Annotated in this window: 14 protein-coding genes; 6 read left to right on the top strand and 8 right to left on the bottom strand. The window is 67.8% G+C overall.

Translation table 11 applies throughout. The features are described 5' to 3' along the window. Nucleotides 1-42 precede the first annotated feature (42 nt). Nucleotides 43-1,176, bottom strand: a complete 1,134-nt coding sequence (locus ACT54L_RS24250) for a cupin domain-containing protein (RefSeq protein WP_476088230.1) — start codon at nt 1,174-1,176, stop codon at nt 43-45. A 512-nt stretch (nt 1,177-1,688) separates the two neighbouring features. Here ACT54L_RS24250 and ACT54L_RS24245 point away from each other — a divergent pair. The 4 genes from ACT54L_RS24245 to ACT54L_RS24230 all read left to right on the top strand — a co-directional run bounded on the left by ACT54L_RS24245 (nt 1,689) and on the right by ACT54L_RS24230 (nt 4,828). Next, complete coding sequence (locus ACT54L_RS24245; protein ID WP_476088229.1) at nt 1,689-2,342, top strand: YoaK family protein; 654 nt, start codon at nt 1,689-1,691, stop codon at nt 2,340-2,342. Nucleotides 2,343-2,498: 156 nt separating this feature from the next. Continuing rightward, complete coding sequence (locus ACT54L_RS24240) at nt 2,499-3,014, top strand: redoxin domain-containing protein (protein ID WP_476088228.1); 516 nt, start codon at nt 2,499-2,501, stop codon at nt 3,012-3,014. Then, a complete protein-coding gene (locus tag ACT54L_RS24235) occupies nt 3,011-3,541 on the top strand; it encodes a DsbA family protein (RefSeq protein ID WP_476088227.1) in 531 nt (176 codons plus the stop codon). The genes ACT54L_RS24240 and ACT54L_RS24235 overlap by 4 nt, the downstream gene beginning before the upstream one ends. A gap of 81 nt (nt 3,542-3,622) precedes the next feature. After that, nucleotides 3,623-4,828, top strand: a complete 1,206-nt coding sequence (locus tag ACT54L_RS24230; protein ID WP_476088226.1) for an MFS transporter — start codon at nt 3,623-3,625, stop codon at nt 4,826-4,828. 590 nt (nt 4,829-5,418) lie between these two features. Here the strand turns inward: ACT54L_RS24230 and cydB are convergent. From cydB to ACT54L_RS24195, 7 genes are all read right to left on the bottom strand, one after another. Next, entirely contained in the window at nt 5,419-6,402 is a 984-nt protein-coding gene (gene cydB / locus ACT54L_RS24225) for a cytochrome d ubiquinol oxidase subunit II (RefSeq protein WP_476088225.1), read from the bottom strand. Nucleotides 6,403-6,404: 2 nt separating this feature from the next. Continuing rightward, complete coding sequence (locus ACT54L_RS24220) at nt 6,405-7,817, bottom strand: cytochrome ubiquinol oxidase subunit I (RefSeq protein WP_476088224.1); 1,413 nt, start codon at nt 7,815-7,817, stop codon at nt 6,405-6,407. Between the two features lie 65 nt (nt 7,818-7,882). Continuing rightward, a complete protein-coding gene (gene poxB, locus ACT54L_RS24215; RefSeq protein WP_476088223.1) occupies nt 7,883-9,619 on the bottom strand; it encodes a ubiquinone-dependent pyruvate dehydrogenase in 1,737 nt (578 codons plus the stop codon). 224 nt (nt 9,620-9,843) lie between these two features. After that, nucleotides 9,844-12,138 carry an FdhF/YdeP family oxidoreductase gene (locus ACT54L_RS24210; RefSeq protein ID WP_476088222.1) on the bottom strand — a complete coding sequence of 765 codons (2,295 nt, stop codon included), beginning with the start codon at nt 12,136-12,138 and terminating at the stop codon, nt 9,844-9,846. A gap of 290 nt (nt 12,139-12,428) precedes the next feature. Continuing rightward, nucleotides 12,429-13,349: an efflux RND transporter periplasmic adaptor subunit gene (locus tag ACT54L_RS24205; protein WP_476088221.1), complete on the bottom strand. Its 921-nt coding sequence runs from the start codon at nt 13,347-13,349 to the stop codon at nt 12,429-12,431. Nucleotides 13,350-13,407: 58 nt separating this feature from the next. Further along, complete coding sequence (locus ACT54L_RS24200) at nt 13,408-13,614, bottom strand: DUF1656 domain-containing protein (RefSeq protein ID WP_476088220.1); 207 nt, start codon at nt 13,612-13,614, stop codon at nt 13,408-13,410. Between the two features lie 12 nt (nt 13,615-13,626). Further along, nucleotides 13,627-15,735: an FUSC family protein gene (locus ACT54L_RS24195; RefSeq protein WP_476088219.1), complete on the bottom strand. Its 2,109-nt coding sequence runs from the start codon at nt 15,733-15,735 to the stop codon at nt 13,627-13,629. Nucleotides 15,736-16,066: 331 nt separating this feature from the next. On the opposite strand from ACT54L_RS24195, the gene ACT54L_RS24190 reads away from it, so the two are divergent. Together ACT54L_RS24190 and ACT54L_RS24185 are read left to right on the top strand one after the other, a co-directional pair. Beyond that, the gene (locus ACT54L_RS24190) at nt 16,067-17,557 is read left to right on the top strand and encodes a two-component system sensor histidine kinase NtrB (RefSeq protein ID WP_476088218.1); all 1,491 of its coding nucleotides are present in this window, start codon (nt 16,067-16,069) and stop codon (nt 17,555-17,557) included. Then, nucleotides 17,554-18,210, top strand: coding sequence for a response regulator transcription factor (locus ACT54L_RS24185; protein ID WP_476088217.1), 657 nt, complete (start codon nt 17,554-17,556; stop codon nt 18,208-18,210). Before ACT54L_RS24190 ends, ACT54L_RS24185 begins: the two co-directional genes overlap by 4 nt. The last annotated feature ends 30 nt before the right edge of the window (nt 18,211-18,240 follow it).

Raw genomic sequence — 18,240 nt, 5'->3', positions numbered from 1 at the left:
ACAGGCCCGCCCCTCCCCCGCCTGAAGACCCGGCCGCGCGCGTCAGCCTTTGACGAGCGGCTGGCGGGTCGGCCGCAGCGCGGACAGGAGCGGATCGCCCACGTCCAGATGCCCCTCCACCAGGTGGCGCGGCGTCAGGGCCAGCCAATTGTTCAGCGACACGTCCTTGTACACGCCGGTATGGAAGACATTGAGCACCCGCACTGGCTCGTCGCCGGTATTCTCGATGTAGTGGGCGAGCGTCTTGGGCACATAGCCCACGTCGCCGGCCACGAAGTCAAAGGTGCGCGCATTGTCCACCGCATCGAACACGGTCATCCGGGCCTTGCCGGTGATATAATACTGGATTTCGTCCGCGTCGGGATGCCAATGGATCTCGCGCATGCCGCCCGGCTCCAGGTCGATGAACAGGGCCGCCAGGTTGGTGACGGCGAAGTTCTTCTCGTCCACCACCTTGGTGGCGCCGCCCGGGAACGGCGTGGCAGCCATATTTGAGGCCCGGAAGACGTATTTATCGGTGAAGGTGACGGCCCCCAGAGCCCGGCGCACCTCGTCAAGCGGCGGCGGGACGGGCTGGCGGAAAATGTACTTCTCATGGGCGGGGATGCCATCGAAGGCCTCCGGCGGCACGCCGAAATTCTTGGCGAGCACCTCGCGGGGCATATGGGCGAACAATTCCGTCACCAGCAGCGTCTGGTTCTCAGAAAAATTGCCGTCATTGAACACGAGGACGAATTCCGTCCCCTCCTCAAGGCCCTGGATCGCATGGGGGAAGCCCGCCGGCGCCAGCCACAGGTCGCCGGGCCCGAGATCCTCCACCAGCGTCTGGCGCTGGTCGTCCACCAGGTAGAAACGCACCCGGCCGTTCAGAACATAGGCCCACTCGGCCTCCTTGTGCCAATGCAGCTCGCGCACCACGCCCGGCGGCAGGCGCATGTTGACCACCGCCAGTTCCTTCAGCGCGCCCAGTTCGCGCTGCGTGACCTCCCGCGCCCAACCGCCATCCTCCAGGCGGTTATGCGCCATGGCGAAGGGAAACTTGAGGTTGGGGATGCCGCCGTGGTCCGTCTGGGGCGGGATCAGGATGTCCGGATTCTGCGCTTCCACCTGGGGATTGCGCGGGCCGACAATATCCGCCCCCCTCGTGCCGACGATAGGCTGCTTCAGGATGGTCATCACGAACTCCTTGTCTATGAACGTGCGCGCGGGGTCACCGTGGCTTGATAGGCGATTCCCATGTCGCTTGGTTATGGCGCCATGTCCGCCGCATGAGCCGGATACTCTCGACGAGAGGACATATACTGCGACAACATCAAGTCGACCGCTTCATAAAGAAAAGATCTGAACACCAATTTCAAATGAGCGCCGATATGCGAGGCCTATACACTCGTATATTGCTGCCCCTGCCCATGAGTGGCATCGCGGCCCCGCGTATGATGGCGCCCCATGGCGGGCGATGCGATGGTCAGGCTGCCCCCTTTCCTTGATCGCGGGCCGCGCGCTGGGCCGATGGACGCAGCGTCTTCCCGGACGTGGACGGCGCCCGCCGCGGGCGCCCGCTTGCGTGCTCCTCCCCTGTCGAGGCCTCGCAGATGACCTTGCATCCCTCTTCGCCCTTGGCGGCCTCTGCCGGCACGGGAGACGCCCGACCCACCGCACCGGTCGGACAAGCCCAGGAGCCAGGCCGTGTGGCGCGCCATCCGCTGGCCTTCGCCCTGGTGCTCACCGGCCTCGCCGGCCTCCTGGATGCCGCCGCCTACCTGCAGTTCGCCCATCTTTATGTCTCGTTCATGAGCGGCAACAGCACCCATCTGGGCATGGCCCTCGCCGAGCGGGACGGCGCCTCCCTCCTGGCCATCCTCGGCGTGGTCGCCGCCTTCGTGGCGGGGGCAGCCTTAGGCACCTTCATCGCCGACCGGGCCTGCCGCCATCTCATCCTGCGGGTCCTTATCCTGGAGGCCGCATTGATGGCTGTCGCCATCGCCGCCGCGCTCGCCGCCCACCCGCTCGCCTGCGTGATGATGATCGCCCTCACCATGGGCATCCAGAATGTGCTTCACCAGGCCGTGGGCGGTGTCGATGTGGGCAAGGGGTTCGTCACCGGCATGCTGTTCCATCTGGGCCAGTCCGTCGCGCGGGCGCGGGACGGCAAGGCGCGCCTCGGTCAGGCCCGCATCTCCCTCCTGAACTGGCTTTCCTTTGTGGCGGGCGCGGCAGCGGGCACGCTGGGCATGCACGCGCTCGGCTTCACCGCGTGCCTTGCCATGAGCGGCGTCGGCATCCTGGCGCTGATCTTGGCCAGCTGGTGCCTGGGCGATGCGCGCACCATTCCCGCCCCGTGAGCCACGCGGGACACGATCTGCGGATCGTCCAGGAAAACCAAAGTATGAGCGGGCGAAGCCTACGGTCGATTCACCCGCGCGCCCCGCACTCCGACACTCACGGCCAGCAGAGCACGGGCTTTCGGCCCCTGCCCTGGCCCGAAGATGGAGTGCAAAATGGCAGAACAATCTCTCCCCGCATCCGGCCCGCTCTTGCCGCCCGGCGTGAAGGCCCCGGACTTCACGCTGCCGGCGACGCCGGACCAGACCCTCTCGCTGGCCGAAATGCGCGGCCATCCGGTCATTCTGGCTTTCTATCCCGCAGACTGGAGCCCGGTGTGCGGCGACGAGATGAGCCTTCTCAACGCGGTACTTCCGGAATTTCACCGGCTGGGCGCCCAGCTGGTGGGCATCTCCACCGACGGCGTGTGGTGCCACGCGGCCTTCGCCTCGGAGCGCAAGCTGCATTTTCCGCTCCTGGCTGACTTCGAGCCGAAGGGTGAGGTTGCCCGGCGCTATGGCGCTTTCCGCGCCCGGGAGGGTGTGGCTGACCGCGCGCTGTTCGTGATCGATGGGGAGGGCATCATCCGCTGGTCCTATCTCTCCCCCCTCGGCATCAATCCCGGGGCGGACGGCATCCTGGACGCGCTCGACAAGCTCGGCGCGGCCCCTGCAGACGGAGCCGCAGCATGACCCGGTCCATTCCCCCGCTTGCCGCCGACGACCACGTGTCCGGCCCTGCGACCGCCGCCGTAACCCTCGTGGAATATGGCGACTACCAATGCCCATACTGCGGCGAGGCCTACCCGGAGCTGAAGGCCGTGCAGCGCGCCTTGGGGCATGATTTGCGCTTCGTGTTCCGGAACTTCCCGCTGGTGGAGATCCACGCTCATGCCTTGCGCGCCGCCCAGTTCGCCGAGGCGGCCGCCGAGGCCGGCCGGTTCTGGGAGGCCCACGATTTGCTCTATGAGAACCAGGAGGCGCTCACCGACCAGAGCCTTCGGGCCTATGGCGAGCATCTCGGCCTCGACCGTGCCCTGCTGCTTGCCGCCTTCGAGGGGCGGCACGACGACAAGATCCAGCGGGACTTCCTGGGCGGCGTGCGCGGCGGCGTGAACGGCACGCCGTGCCTCTTCATCAATGGCCGCCTCTATGAGGGGCCACGCGATGCCGCAAATCTCGTCGTGATCTTGCGCCAAGCCGCCAGCCTGCAGGCCTGAGCCAACCAATCCACGAGATCGCGCCGCGAACGAGGGTGTCCGGCGCGATCATTTCTTTCCTTTTCACATATGGTGACTGCCATGACCCTTCAGGATAGCGTCCCCGGAGGACGCCTGGCCAAGCCGCATGCGCGGCACGCGCTCGGCCACGGAACCACCTTCGCCATGGCGGCGGCGGCGGGCCTTGCGATCGCGAACATCTACTACAACCAGCCCATGCTCGAACTGATCGAGCAGGACCTGCCCGACCGGCTGGCGGGAGCCATCCCCACGGCCACCCAGCTCGGCTATGCGGCCGGGCTGTTCCTGCTGGTGCCGCTCGGCGATCTCGTAGAGCGCAAGCGGCTGATTATTCTGCAATTCTGCTTGCTTGCAGCCGCACTCGCCGGCGCCGCCCTCGCCCCCGGCGCGCTCGCCCTGGTGGCGGCGTCCCTGGCGGTGGGGCTTCTGGCGACGGTGGCTCAGCAGATCGTCCCCTTCGCCGCGCATCTGGCCGCCCCCGAGCGGCGGGGCGCGACGGTGGGCACGGTGATGGCGGGCCTGCTGACCGGCATCCTGCTCAGCCGGACGCTCGCCGGCTTCGTGGCAGCCCATGGGGGATGGCGGGACATGTTCTGGCTTTCCGTGCCGCTGGCGCTGGCGGCCGCCGGGCTAATGGCTGCCGTCCTGCCGCGCAGCCGGCCGGACTCCGCCCTGAGCTATCCAAAGCTGCTGCACTCCATCTGGCACCTGTGGCGCGCCTATCCGGCGCTGCGCTTCGCCGCGCTCACCCAGTCGGCGCTGTTTGCCGCCTTCACCGTGTTCTGGACCATCCTCGCCTTCCATCTGGCGGAACCGCGCTACGGCTACGGCGCCGAAATCGCGGGCCTCTTCGGCCTCGTGGGCGCGGTGGGCATTCTTGCTGCCCCCCTCGCCGGGCGCTTTGCCGACAAGCGCGGGTCGGCGCAGGCGGTGGGGCTGGGTGTCCTCGTGACGCTCGCTTCCTTCCTGGTGTTCGGGCTGTGGACGTCGCTGGCCGGGCTTGTGGTGGGCGTGGTGCTGCTCGACTTCGGCATGCAGACGGCCCTGGTGTCCAACCAGCACATCGTCTTCGCCCTGCATCCGGAAGCCCGCGCGCGGCTCAACACGGTGCTGATGGGCACCATGTTCCTGGGCGGCGCGCTGGGCTCGGCACTGGCAACCCTTGCCTGGCAGACCGGCGGCTGGCCGCTGGTGAGCCTGCTGGGAACTGCCTTTGCGGTGTTCGCAACCGTCCTGCAGCTCATCGCCTGGCGCCGGCGCGGCTGACGCTCGGCGGCCTCCGCACCATCTCCACCTGTATCGGCCCCGGCCGGCGTGCCCGCCCGCCGGGGCTTTTTGTTGTGGCCTGACCGCAAGGTCTTGCTTGAAGGCGTCCCCCCTTCGTCCATGGAAGCGAGCGGCTCCCGCACAAGGCGCTGGGCAGCGGCCAGGCGCGCGCGTGCCTTGTCCCGGCACACCCACCGTCCGCGCCCGGAGCGGGAATGGCCCCGACGGTGCACATGGACGCGGTGACATTCTCCGCTTTGCCCGACGGACGAGGGCATGCGGAGGGCGGCGGAGGCATCTATAACGGGTGGGAGCCCAGCAGCGGGATAGCCAAGCCCCCGGTTCAAGGCCGCGTGTTCAAGTGCGCGGAGCTGGAGGCAAGACCGTTGGAGGCGAGACAGGAGACATCGCTCCCCTCGCGCGCGACCGGGATGTCGATGTCCGCACGCCGAACCCAAAGCCGTTGTCGCCCAATCCGCCCTTACTCTGACGGGCGCGGGGCCAGAAAGCAAAAAGCGGCCGCTCCCGCAGGGGAGCGACCGCCTTCTCTCTCACCTTTCTGACTGGAGCCGGCTCGGGAGGGCCGACGCTCAGTAGTCGCGGTCCGTGACCAGCTTGCCCCGGAAGATGAAATAGACCACCAGCGTATAGACGAGCGTCAGCGGCAGGACGAAGACGCCCGCCCCCCAGAACAGAAAAGCGAGCGAGGCATGTGGCGAGGCCGCCTGCCAGAGGGTCAGCGAGAAGGGGAGCATATAGGGCAGGAAGGACCCGGCGAGCGTGGCGAAAGCCGCCATGAAGATGAGTGCGCCGCACAGGAACAGGAGGCGATCGCTCCGGCGCCACACGGCAAGGGCCATGACGGCAAAGGCCAGAAAGCCCACCAGCGGGCACAGGAGCAGGAGGGGGCGCTCCATCCAGCGGCCGAGCACGGGCAGGCGAATCTCCACCGACCAGACAAAGACCGCCACCAGGAAGGCCGCCAGCGCCGCCATGAGGGCAGGAAGGACGCGAAAGCTGAAGTCGCGCAGCGCTCCGTCGGATTTTCCGGCAACCCAGCAGGCCCCCATCAGCGCATAGCCAATGCACAGCCCCAGGCCGCAAAAGAGCGCGAAGGGGCTCGCCCAGCCGAACGGGGTGCCGGCATAGATGCCGTTGGCGATGGGCAAGCCATGGACGATGGCGCCCACCGCCGTGCCCTGGACGAAAGCCGCCACATAGGAGCCGGCGACGAAGCCGATGTCCCAGATGGGCCGGCTGGTGGTGGCCTTGTAGCGGAACTCGAATGCCACGCCGCGCAGGATCAGCCCCGCCAGCATGAGGAAGAGCGGCAAATAGAAGGCCGACAGGATGATGGAAAAGACGACCGGAAAGGCGCCGAACAAGGTGGCGGCCGAGACCACCAGCCAGGTTTCGTTCCCGTCCCAGACGGGCGAGATGGAGGCCAGCATGCGCCGGCGCTCCGGCTCGCCCGGAGCGAAGGGAAACAGCATGCCGACGCCGAGGTCGAAACCATCGAGCAGGATGTAGAGGAGGATGGAAAGCCCGAGGACACAGGCCCAGAATTCGACCATGGTCATTCTCCAAGAGGGGTGGCGGCCGACACGCCAGGGCTGGCGCCGGGCACGGACAGGGGACGCTTGGGATTGGTGGCGTAGAGGGAAATCTCGCCCGCCGGGATGGGGCCGGCGCGCAGCAGCCGGTAAAGGTAGAGAACGCCGAAGCCGAAGATCAGCGCATAGACCGCCGCGATCATCACGAAGGTGATCGCCACCTCGTGGGTGGTCAGGAAGGGCGTCACCGCGTCCGCCGTGCGCAATTGGCCGTAGACCACCCAGGGCTGGCGCCCCACCTCGGCCGTGAACCAGCCGGTGAGGGTGGCGATGAAGCCGAGCGGGAAGGACAAGGCGGTGGCCACCAGGAAAAGGCGCGCCTTGAGGATGCCCTCGCCGAAGCTCAGGACGGTGCCGGTCCAGGCCAAGGCCAGCATCAGGAGGCCGCAGCCCACCATGATGCGGAAGGCGAAGAAGGGAATGGCCATCGGCGGCCGGTCCTGCGGCGGGAAGCTCTTGATGCCCAGTTCCTTGGAAGTCAGGCTCATGGAGCCGATGACGGAGCCGAGATAAGGCACCGCCACCTCGAAAAGGTTGCGCTCATTGGCGGGGTCGGGCCAGGCAATGAGGATCTCGCTCGCCGGCTGCTGGTCGTTCCACCGCCCCTCGATGGCGGCGAACTTGGCGGGCTGGCGGTCATGGACGAAATCGCCCACCAGGTGCCCGAAGCCGAGCTGCATCGGCACCAGGATGGCGGCAAGCCGCAGGCCCATGACGGCCATGGCCCGGCCCTCCTGCACCGCCGTGCCGCGCAGCATGTACCAGGCGCCCGTCGCCGCGACACAGAAGGCGGAGGTCACATAGGCCGCCAGCACCATGTGCGGGAAGCGCGTCCAGACGGCTTCATTGAAGATGATGGCCGACCAGTCCGTGGGCACGAACACGCCGTCCGGTGTCAGGCTGAAGCCGGTCGGATATTGCATCCAGCTGTTATTGACCATGATCCAGAAGGCCGACAGGCTGGTGCCCAGCGACACCATCAGGCAGGCCACCAGATAGGCCCAGCGCGGCACGCGATCGCGCCCGAACATCAGCACGCCAAAGAAGGCGGCCTCCAGCGCGAAGGCGGTGAAGCTCTCATAGCCCAGGAGCGGCCCCTGGATGGGTCCGGTGCGGCGGGACAATTCGCTCCAATTGGTGCCGAACTGGAACGCCATCACGATGCCTGAGACCACGCCGAGCCCGAAGGCCACGGCGAAGATCTTCATCCAGAAATCCGACAGCCGCCGATAGATGCGCTCCCCCGTGATGAGGTGGCAGGCCTCAAGAAAGGTGAGCCAGGCGGCAAGGCCGATGGTGAAGGCCGGGAAGATGATGTGGAAGGAAATGGTGAAGGCGAATTGGATGCGCGACAGGAGAAGGGCGGTGATGTCCATGGCGATGTCCCGCGTTGAAAGGAACCGGCGTCGGGCGGCGGACCGGCCCCGAAGGGCCGGCCGGTTCAGCGCGGCAGGAGATTGGTGCCGGCGAGGTCGATGACCTCGGTGCCATGGCCGCTCAGCACGGCGCGCAGCATCCACAGGCCGAAGCCGCGGGCCTGCTCGATGCCGATGGTGGGAGGCATGGAGAGCTCCTGCGTGGCGGTGACCACGTCCAGCACCGCCGGCCCCTCGTGTGAGAGCACCGCGTCCAGCGCGTCCGGCAGGTCGCCTGGATCTTCCACGCGCAGGGCGAAGATGCCCATGGCATTGGCCATGGCCGCAAAGTCCGGATTTTCAAGGTCCGTGCCCAGTTCCACGAAGCCGGCGGCCTTCATCTCCAGCGCCACGAAGCCGAGAACGCCATTGTTGAAGATCACCACCTTCACGGGCAGCTTTTCCTGCTTCAGCGTGATGAGATCGCCCATCAGCATGGAAAACCCGCCATCGCCGGAGAGCGAGATCACCTGGCGGGTGGGTTCGGCGGCCTGGATGCCGATGGCCTGCGGCAGGGCATTGGCCATGGAGCCATGCACCAGCGAGCCCACCATGCGGCGCTTGCCGTTCATCTTCAGATAGCGCGCCGCCCAGATGGTAGGAGTGCCCACATCGAAGGTAAAGGCGGTGGTGTCCTCGGCCTGCGCGCTGACGCGCCGCGCGAGATATTGGGGGTGGATCGGCTTGCGGCCGGGCGTTCCTTCCGCCAGGGCGTCCAAGTCCTCCCGCGCATGGCGATAGCGCGTGACGGCGTCATCCAGGTGCAGCCGATCGGACTTCACCTCCAGGCGCGGCAGCAGCGTCGCGAGGGTGGCCCCAACGTCGCCGACGATGCCGAGGTCAAGCTTGCAGCGCCGGCCCAGATTGGCGGGACGGATGTCCACCTGGGCGATCTTCACGGCGGTGGGCAGGAACTGCTTATAGGGGAAGTCCGTGCCCAGCATGAGCAGGACATCGCAGGCATGCATGGCCTCGTAGCCGGATGAGAAGCCGATGAAGCCGGTCATGCCCACATCATAGGGATTGTCGTATTCCACCACTTCCTTGCCGCCGAGCGCATGGACCATGGGGCTTTTCAGTCTCTCGGCGAGCTGCATGAGCTCGGCATGCGCCCCGGCGCAGCCTCGGCCGCAGAACAGGGTGACGCGCTCGGCCCCGTTCAAGAGATCCGCCAGCGCGTCCAGTTCCCGGGCGGCGGGCACCACCACGGGCGCCGGCGGCAGAAGGCCCTGCGGCGCGGAAATCGCGCGCGCGGGGGCGGGCTTCAGCGCCACATCGCCGGGAATGACGATCACCGCGACGCCCCGCTGGCCCACCGCCGCGCGGATGGCGTTTTCCAGCACGAACGGCATCTGGGCGGGGTCCGAGACCAGTTCGCAATAGACGCTGCATTCCTGGAACAGGGTCTGGGGATGGGTCTCCTGGAAATAGCCGCCGCCAATCTCGGCGGAGGGGATCTGCGCGGCGATGGCGAGCACCGGCGTGCGGCTGCGCTGGGCATCGAACAGGCCGTTGATGAGGTGGAGGTTGCCCGGCCCGCAGGAGCCGGCGCACACGGCCAGCTTGCCGGTGATCTGCGCCTCTCCGGATGCCGCGAACGCCGCCACCTCCTCGTGCCGCACATGGAGCCAGCGCAGCTTTCCGGTGGTGCGCAGGGCCTCCGTGAGGCCGTTCAGGCTGTCGCCCACCACACCATAAATGCGCTCCACACCGGCCTCGGCCAGCGTGTCCACCATGAGGTCCGCAACGTTGCGCGAGAACATGGCCATCTCCTTTCAAGTCATGACAAGCAATGGGGATGGCGAAACCTTAATTTGCGGCGCGATTTCAGGCTTTCAGACGTGACGGTGGAGTACTCATACGTTGGGATGACGGAATGCGGTGAGAAACGCGAGCTTCGCCATAAAAAAGACCTCGGCCCATCCACCGCCAAGGGCCGGCGACAGGTCGAGGTCCGGTCGGGGCGCCGCGTGCGGCCGCCCCTGTCTCACGCCGCGCGCGGGGGAGATTTCACCAGGCGGACGGGAACGCCCTTCGAGGCCGGGGTGAAGCTCTGCGGATCGTGCGCATAGAGCGGCACCAGCGGGTTGGTCTCGGGATAATAGGCGGCGCAGCTCCCCTCCGGGAACGCATAAGGCACCACGCGGAACGCCCGCACCGCCCGCTCGATGCCGTCCTGCGAGACCGTCACGATGTCCACGCGGTCCCCCTCCGCCAGCCCGCGCCGCTCCATCTCGGCTTCACTGAGGAAGACCACGTCGCGCTGGCCATAGACGCCGCGATAACGGTCGGAAAGCGAGTAGAGTGTGGTGTTGTACTGGTCATGGCTGCGCACGGTGGTGAGCCAGAGCACCTCGTCCACCCCCACTTGCGGGTCCTCGCACAGGCCCTCGCAGACCAGGAAATTCGCCTTCCCCGTCGCGGTCGCCCAGATGCGCTCGCGGGCGAGCGAGGTGAGGTGAAAGCCGCCGGGGACGCGGATGCGGGCGTTGTAGCCCTGGAAGATGGGAAAGATGGCCTCGATCTCCTCCCGGATCAGCCCGTAGTCGGCGACCAGCGCCTCCCACTCCACCTTGGACCGCTTTCCGAGCGTTGCCCGCGCCAGCCCCGCGATGATGGCGGGCTCGCTCTTCAGATGCTCCGAGGCGGGCGCATTGTGGCCGGTGGAGGCGTGCACCATGGACATGGTGTCTTCCACCGTCACCGATTGCGGGCCGCTCGCCTGCATGTCCACCTCGGTGCGGCCGAGGCACGGCAGGATCAGCGCGTCGCGGCCATGGACGAGATGGCTGCGGTTGAGCTTGGTGGCGATGTGGACGGTGAGGTCCAGCTTGCGCATGGCCTCCTGCGTCAGCTGCCAGTCGGGAATGGCCGCGGCGAAATTGCCGCCCAGGCCGATAAAGACCTTGGCTTCCCCCTTCACCATCGCCTCCAGCGCGGTCACCACATTGTGGCCGGGGGCCTTGGGCGGCGTGAAGCCGTAGCGGGCGTCCAGCGCATGGAGCAGCTCCGGAGACGGAACCTCGGTGATCCCCACCGTCCGGTCGCCCTGCACGTTGGAATGGCCGCGCACCGGGCAGATGCCGGTGCCCTCGCGCCCCACATTGCCCCGCAGCAGCGCCAGGTTCGCGATCTGCTGCACATTCTGCGTGCCGTGGCGGTGCTGGGTAATGCCCATGCCATAGACCAGGATGGCTCGCTCCGCCTTCATGTAGGCGTCCGCTGCGAACATGATGTCGGCGCGGGACACGCCGCTTTTGCGTTCGATGGCCTCCCAGGAGGTGGCGTCGAGGTCGGCGATGAGCACGTCGATGCCCTGGGTATGGCCCTTGATGAAGTCCCAGTCCAGCACGGGGGCCTGTTCGCTGGCGCGGGCCCGGGCGTCCATCGCCACCATGTGCTTCATGAGGCCCTTGATGAGCGCCACGTCACCGCCCACCCGCACCTGGAACAGCCGGGAGGAGATGGGCGTGGAGGAGAGCGTCGCCATCTCCACCGGGCTCTGCGGCGCCTGGAAGCGCTCCAGCGCCCGCTCCCGGAACGGGTTGAAGGACAGGATGGTGGCGCCGCGCCGTGAGGCGTTGCGGAGCTCCGTCATCATGCGCGGCGAGTTGGTGCCGGGATTCTGGCCGAAGATGAAGATGCAGTCGGCGCGGGCGAAGTCCTCCAGAACCACCGTGCCCTTGCCCACGCCGATGGACTGGGGCAGCCCGACGCTGGTGGCCTCGTGGCACATGTTGGAGCAGTCGGGGAAGTTGTTGGTGCCGTATTCGCGGGCAAACAGCTGGTAGAGAAACGCCGCCTCATTGGAAGCCCGGCCGGAGGTGTAGAAATCCGCCATGTTGGGGTCTGGCAGCGCGTTGAGATGCGCGCCCACCAGGGCGAAGGCTTCCTCCCAGCTCACCGGCAGATAGCGGTCGCTGGCCGCGTCATAGCGCATGGGATGGGTGAGGCGGCCCTCCATCTCCAGCTCATAGTCACTCAGCGCCGCGAGCTCAGTGACAGTATGGGCGGCGAAGAAGTCCGGCGTGCAGCGGCGGGCGGTCATCTCCCAGGCCACCGCCTTGCCGCCATTCTCGCAATATTCAAAGGGCGAGGTGTGCTTGGGATCGCCCCAGCCGCAGCCGGGGCAGTCGAAACCGCCGGGCTGGTTCATGCGCGCCAAGGTCTCCATGCCGGCGACCGCCACATGCTGCTGCACCAGCGCCGTGCCCATGGCCTTGAGCGCGCCCCAGCCGCCAGCGGGCTGGTGATAGGGACGAATGGTCTTGGCAACGCCCATATTGTGCTCCTGCCGATAGAAGATGTCGGAGTGGCCGGGCGCGGTTTGAGGGCGCGAGGCGATGCGTCGTCAGATCCGCGGCCAGCATCACAGAAAAATTAGGCCGGGCCGGTGCGCCGAAGAATCAGATCGAGATATGCGCCGGATATACGTGGGTATGCAGGCGCGATGAGCGGGGGGCAAAAGCCTCCGGCCTCGCCGGAAGGGCGGGCCGTGGCGAGAGCATGTCCGAGCGAAGCGGGAACAGGTCCGCGTGAAGGAATTGCGCTAAAACAAACAGATGCAGCGCTCTACGGGCGGGCCACTGGCGCCGTGCCGTCCTGGATTGAGAGCGTGGCGGTCATGCCGGCCGAAAGGGTGACATTGGGCGGCACCTGATCCAGCACCACGCGCACCGGGACGCGCTGGGCAAGGCGCACCCAGGTGAAGACGGGATTGACGCTGGCGAGGCCAGAGCCATCGGGTTGGGCGTTGGGAACGGCAATTCCCCGCCCGATGCCGGTGACATGGCCCGTCAGGCGCTCGGGATAGGCCATCAGAGACACCTCGGCCTTGTCGCCCACATGGATCGCATTCAGCAGGGTTTCCTCGAAATAGCCGTCGACCCAGAAGCTGTCGGCATCCAGGACCGAGAGCGCGCGCTGGCCCACCGTGGCGAAGTCGCCCGCCTGGGTGATGAGGTTTGTGACATAGCCGTTCACGGGGGAAACGATGCGGGTCCGCTTCAGGTCGAGCCGCGCCTTGTCGCGGGTGGCGAGGGCTTGCTGATAGGCAGCCAGTGCCATGTTGGCTCCGGCGGCGAAGACCTGCTTCTCCTCGTCGGACACCGCAAGCGCGCTCAGGTGCGCGCGCCGCTCGGCCTCGGCCTGCTTGTTGTCGAGGTCCGCCTTGGCGCGGGCCACATTGGCCTCGGCATCGGCGAGCGCAATCTGATAGTCGTCCGGTTCGACCACCATGAGCAGGTCGCCCTTGTGCACGAACTGATCGGCCTTCACCGGGAGGTCGACGATGCGCCCGGCCACTTGCGGGGCCACGGTGACCACATAGGCCCGCACCGTGCCGTCACGGGTCCACGGCGTGGTCATGTAGGCAAGCCACATCTGCCACGCGAGCGCACCGGCGAGGCCTGCGGCAGCAAGGGTCGCCAGCACGCGCAGCACGGGGACAAGGGTCGATTTCCGGGGTTCGGCGGGCAGGTCGATGGCGGTCATGGAGGGCATCCCATGGCAGGGGTGAGGGACAAGGACGAAGGATGGGGCAAGGCGCGCCTCATGGCCGGGCGCCCCAGGCGAGGACGATCAACGCGAGAAGGATGATGTAGAGGCACAGGGTGAAGAGCCCGGGGTGCCAGACGCGACGCATCACGCCGGCGCGTGCGCAGATCAGGTTTAGCGGCAGCATCGCCACATAGGCCATCAGCATCATCACCGCGAACGGGGCCACATAGACCCCCAGGATGTTGACTTCGGAGAACATGCGGATCCCTCCTCACGGGCGCGCGGACCGGGCGGGCGCCGGATCGAGCGCGCCCAGCAGCGCGGCATGGGTCATGATGGCGTCGGTGAGCACGGCCACGTGCGCCTGGCGTTCGATCCCCGCCCCTTCCGCGGCAAACCGGCGGCGGACCGCACCCAACTGCTCCAGCGCGGCGGACAGACGGCCGTTCGCGAGGGCTGCCAGAGCCGCCTCGAGTGCCTCCCCCTGCGCGCGGCCAGCTGGGGCTCCCCGGAGCTGCAGGACGGCCAGCCCCATGGCCAGGAGTGCCAGCAAGGCGCCGCTCTGATCCAGGCTCGCCTCCGCCGGCAGGCTCTCCAGCCGGCGCGTGAGCAAGGCCTGCCAGCGGCGCGGGTCCGCCTCCCGTCGGGTCCCGATCAGGCGGCGCAGGTCGCGCACGGACAGGCGGATGAGCCGGCGGGTGCGCTGGGCCGGTGCCATCGGCGGCACGATGACGAAGAACACCGTGCCCGCCGCCGTGCCGGCCAGGATGGCAAAGGCCACATTGAAGTATCCGGCAGGATCATAGGCGATGGGATTGCCGATCCCCAGCAGCGGCAGGGCGCAGATGGACATGGCGAGGAACAATGGGCTGTGCCAGCTGCCCACCTGCATCATGCCCAGCGGCACATAAAGCAGGAACAGCAGCCCCACCAGGGCGGGGAAGGTGGACAGGGCGGGAAGAACCAGGAAGTAAATCCCGCTGCCCAGTATCGCCATCACGGCCACGCCGAGGGCATAGTCCGTCGCTCGCGCGCGGGCCTCGTCGGCGAAGGCGACGAAGATCAGCGTGGAGATCACCGCGAAGGCAACGGCGAGGGCCCCGTTCGGCCAGGCGGTGAGGATCCAGAACGCGCTGACGGCGAGCACGGACAGGACGGCGCGAAGCCCCGCCACCAGGGCCGGCAGAGCGTCGGCGATCACCAGGGGCTGCGCCGGCATGGGCTTGCGCTCGCCCTCCGCCGTGCGCAGGAAGATCACCGCATCCATGAGGTCCAGAAGGCAGGCCGCCACGCTGCGGGTGGCATTGAGGCGGAGGCGGGCATCGACGGCGCCCTGCCCCTCCGGTTTCAGCGCCAGGTGAGCCCTGGCCTCTGGGTCAGCCAGGGCCTCCGGTTCCGTCATGGCCTCCAGATCGGCCATGGCCTGCAACGCCGCGGCCCGGGCCGCCGATGCGCGCCGCTCCGGCGCGGCCGGATTGATCCGGGCCAGGCACATGGCCAGGGCGCTCTCGAAGCCGGAGGCCTGGCCAGGAGCATCCCCTGCCGCAAGCGCCTTCCGCCGGCTGACGGCGCGCCAGCCCACCAGCGCGGTCACCAGGCGCGCCACCGCCCCGTGCAAATTCCCCCGGCGGGAATAAAGAAGCGCGGATTCGCCAGTGGCGGCGTCGATGGCGGCGCCGAGCGGGGCGAGGGTCTTCACCACAGTGCACCGCGCCGCCTCCATGGCCTTCGTCTCGCGCGGGTTCTGGAGCGTGTCGAGAAAGCCGGCCCGCAGGTTCAGCGCGATACGCTCCATCAGGCTGGCGAGGGCCAGCTTGGCGGTTCCCGGCTCCGTGAGCAGCATGACAATGGCGGTCGCACCGATGCCGATGCAGATCTCGCTCACCCGGGTGAGGCTGAGGAAAAATGCGGAGCTGGGGTCCGCCACGGTATCGGCGAACAGAATGGCAGCCGTAATGCCGGACAGGCCCGCCGCATAGGCGGCGGAGTTGCGCAGCAGGACCACGGCGCCTCCGCACAGCCCGCACCAGAGCGCCAGGCACACGATCAGGCCGACCCGCTCCTGGGGGAAGACCGCCAGCATGGAGACCAAAGCCAGGGCACCGAGGGTGGTCCCCCAGGCGCGAAAACGGCCCTTCTGCAACGCGGCGCCAAGGTTCGGCTGGCAAACGATGGCCGCCGTGGTGGCAGCCCAGAAGGGATTGGGCAGTTCCAGATAGTAAGTGGTGAACAGGGCCAGGGAAACGGACGAAGCCAGGCGCAGCCCGAACAGAAGGCGGGGCGCCAAGGCGCCAAGAGCGCCCGACACATCACGGGCCGCCCCGGCCACCGGCCGCACCCGGGGCCCTGCCCGCATGGGAATGTCACCGTCCGCGCTCATCGGCTCGCCACATTGCTGGTTGGAGAGAGCCTGAGCATAGGCGCCGGCGCAGGGGGCGAAATTATACGTGGAATGGCCGGCCTAGAACCTTGGTTTAGGCGCAGCGCGGCGGCCCGTCATATTCTGGGAGGGGGCGCGCATACCTTGGTATGGGAGCAACGCCGGGCAATGCGGGGCATAGTGTCCGCCGGACTTTCGCCCGGGCGCCGCCGAGGCCTGGCATGTGTGAGGCGTAACGCAGTGTCTATTGGAACCCACCAGGCTCCGTACCGGCCGTTCGAGGAGACCGCCAGCCGGGCGCCCCTTCCCTCTCACCCCGATCGAGGACGCCATGCCCCGCCCGTCCAGCGTCTTGCGGCCTGAGCCCGCGCCGGAGCAGACCGGCTGGCTGGGCCCGGCGCTGGTGGGCGTGCTGTGCCTGGCGATCTTCCTCGTCGACACACTGTCGCCGCTGGATATGGCCATTGCCGTGCTCTACGTGGTGGTGGTGCTGCTCTCGTCCAGCTGGTTTCGCAGCACGGGGCTCCTCCTCATCGGCGCGGGCTGCATGGGGCTGGCGGTGGCCAGCTTCCTGGTCATGCATGCGCAGGACTATAATCTCGCCTCCGTCATGCGCTGCCTGGTGAGCATCGCCGCCATCGCTGTAACCACGCTGCTGTGCCTGCGGAACGAGGCGGCCACCGCTTCGCTGCGGGCCCAGGCGGCCTTGCTCGATCTCTCCCACGACGCGATCTTCGTGCGCGCGCCGTCCGACGCCATCATTTACTGGAACCAGGGCGCCGAGCGGCTTTACGGCTGGTCGCGGGAGGAGGCCATGGGCCAGGCAGCCACCACCCTCCTGCGAACCACCCTGCCAGCGCCGCGCGACGACATCCGGCGCACCCTGGAGGACACCGCCCATTGGGAGGGCGAGGTCGTCCACACCACCCGCGACGGCCGCAAGGTGACATGCCTCAGCCGCTGGTCCCTGCAGCGCGATGACCGCGGGCGCAGCTTGGGCACCCTGGAGACCAACCACGACATCACCGAGCGCAAAAAGGCCGAGGACGACCTTCACCAGGCTCAGGCCGATCTGGCGCACATGACGCGGGTGAGCACACTGGGCGAGCTAACTGCCTCCATCGCCCACGAGGTCAACCAGCCGCTGGCCGCCGTCGTCACCAATGGGGAGGCGTGCCTGCGCTGGCTACGCCGGCCCGCGCCCGACATCGGCGAGGCGGAGAACACCGTCACCCGCATGATCGCCAATGCCCGCCGGGCCAGCGAGGTGGTGGCGCGCTTGCGCGCCCTGGTGCGCCGGGGCGAGCCGGACCATCTGCCCATACCGGCGGGCGAACTGGTGGAGGAAAGCGTCCTGCTCTTGGAACGGGAACTGGCCAATCATCGCGTCAAGCTGGTGCTTGAGCTCGACCCCGACCTGCCGCCCATCCGGGGCGACCGGATTCAGTTGCAGCAAGTGCTCATCAATCTCGGGCTCAATGCCATCCAGGCCATGGATGGGGTGGCCGAAGAGGCGCGGGCGCTGACCATCCGCGCGGCGCTTCAGGAGGGCGGAGCGGACACGGCGGCCGCCATCGCCTTGGCGGTGGAGGACACCGGCCCCGGCGCGCCGCTCGAGACCCTGCCCTCCCTGTTCACGCCTTTCGTCTCGACCAAGAAGGACGGGATCGGCATCGGCCTGTCCATCTCGCGGTCCATCGTGGAGGCCCATGGCGGCCGGATCGCGGCGACGCCCGCGCCGGGCGGCGGGCTGAGCTTCACCTTCACCCTGCCTGTCGCCGGCGATCGCCCGCCGCCCCGCGCTGAGGATTCCGTGTCGTGACCAGCCGCCAGCAAAGCCGAACCGCCCCTGCCCCCGCGGCTCCCGTGGTCATCGTCGTGGACGATGACGCAGACCTGCGCGATGCCTTGTCCAGCCTGTTCCGGTCGGTGGGCCTGGAAGTGGCGACCTTCGCCTCGGCGGCGGAGCTCTTGGCCGCCAAGCTGCCCGACGCGCCCCGCTGCCTCGTCCTGGACATCCGGCTGCCCGGCGTCAGCGGGCTGGATTTTCAGAACCAGCTCACCAAGTCCGACACGGACCTGCCCATCATCTTCATGACCGGGCACGGCGATATTCCCATGACCGTGCGGGCCATGAAGGCCGGCGCGGTGGATTTCCTCACCAAGCCGTTCCGCGACCAGGACATGCTCGATGCGGTGGCCGCGGCCATCGAGATCGACCGCGTGCGGCGCGCCGAGCGGGAGGCCGCGTCGCGGCTGCGGAGCCTTTACGCCAGCCTCACCGAACGCGAGAAGCAGATCATGGCCCTCGTCACCGCCGGGCTGATGAACAAGCAGGTGGCCGGCGAGGTAGGTCTCAGCGAGATCACCGTGAAGATCCATCGCGGCAACGTCATGCGCAAGATGGAGGCGCATTCGCTCGCCGAACTGGTGCGCATGGCGGAGGCCCTCGGGATCCGCGGGGAGAAAGGCTAGCGCAGCAAACAAGTGTATAATTCAAGGGGA

This window comes from Aquabacter sp. DMC10 (assembly GCF_056314145.1).
This window is presented reverse-complemented; position numbering and strand designations above follow the sequence as displayed.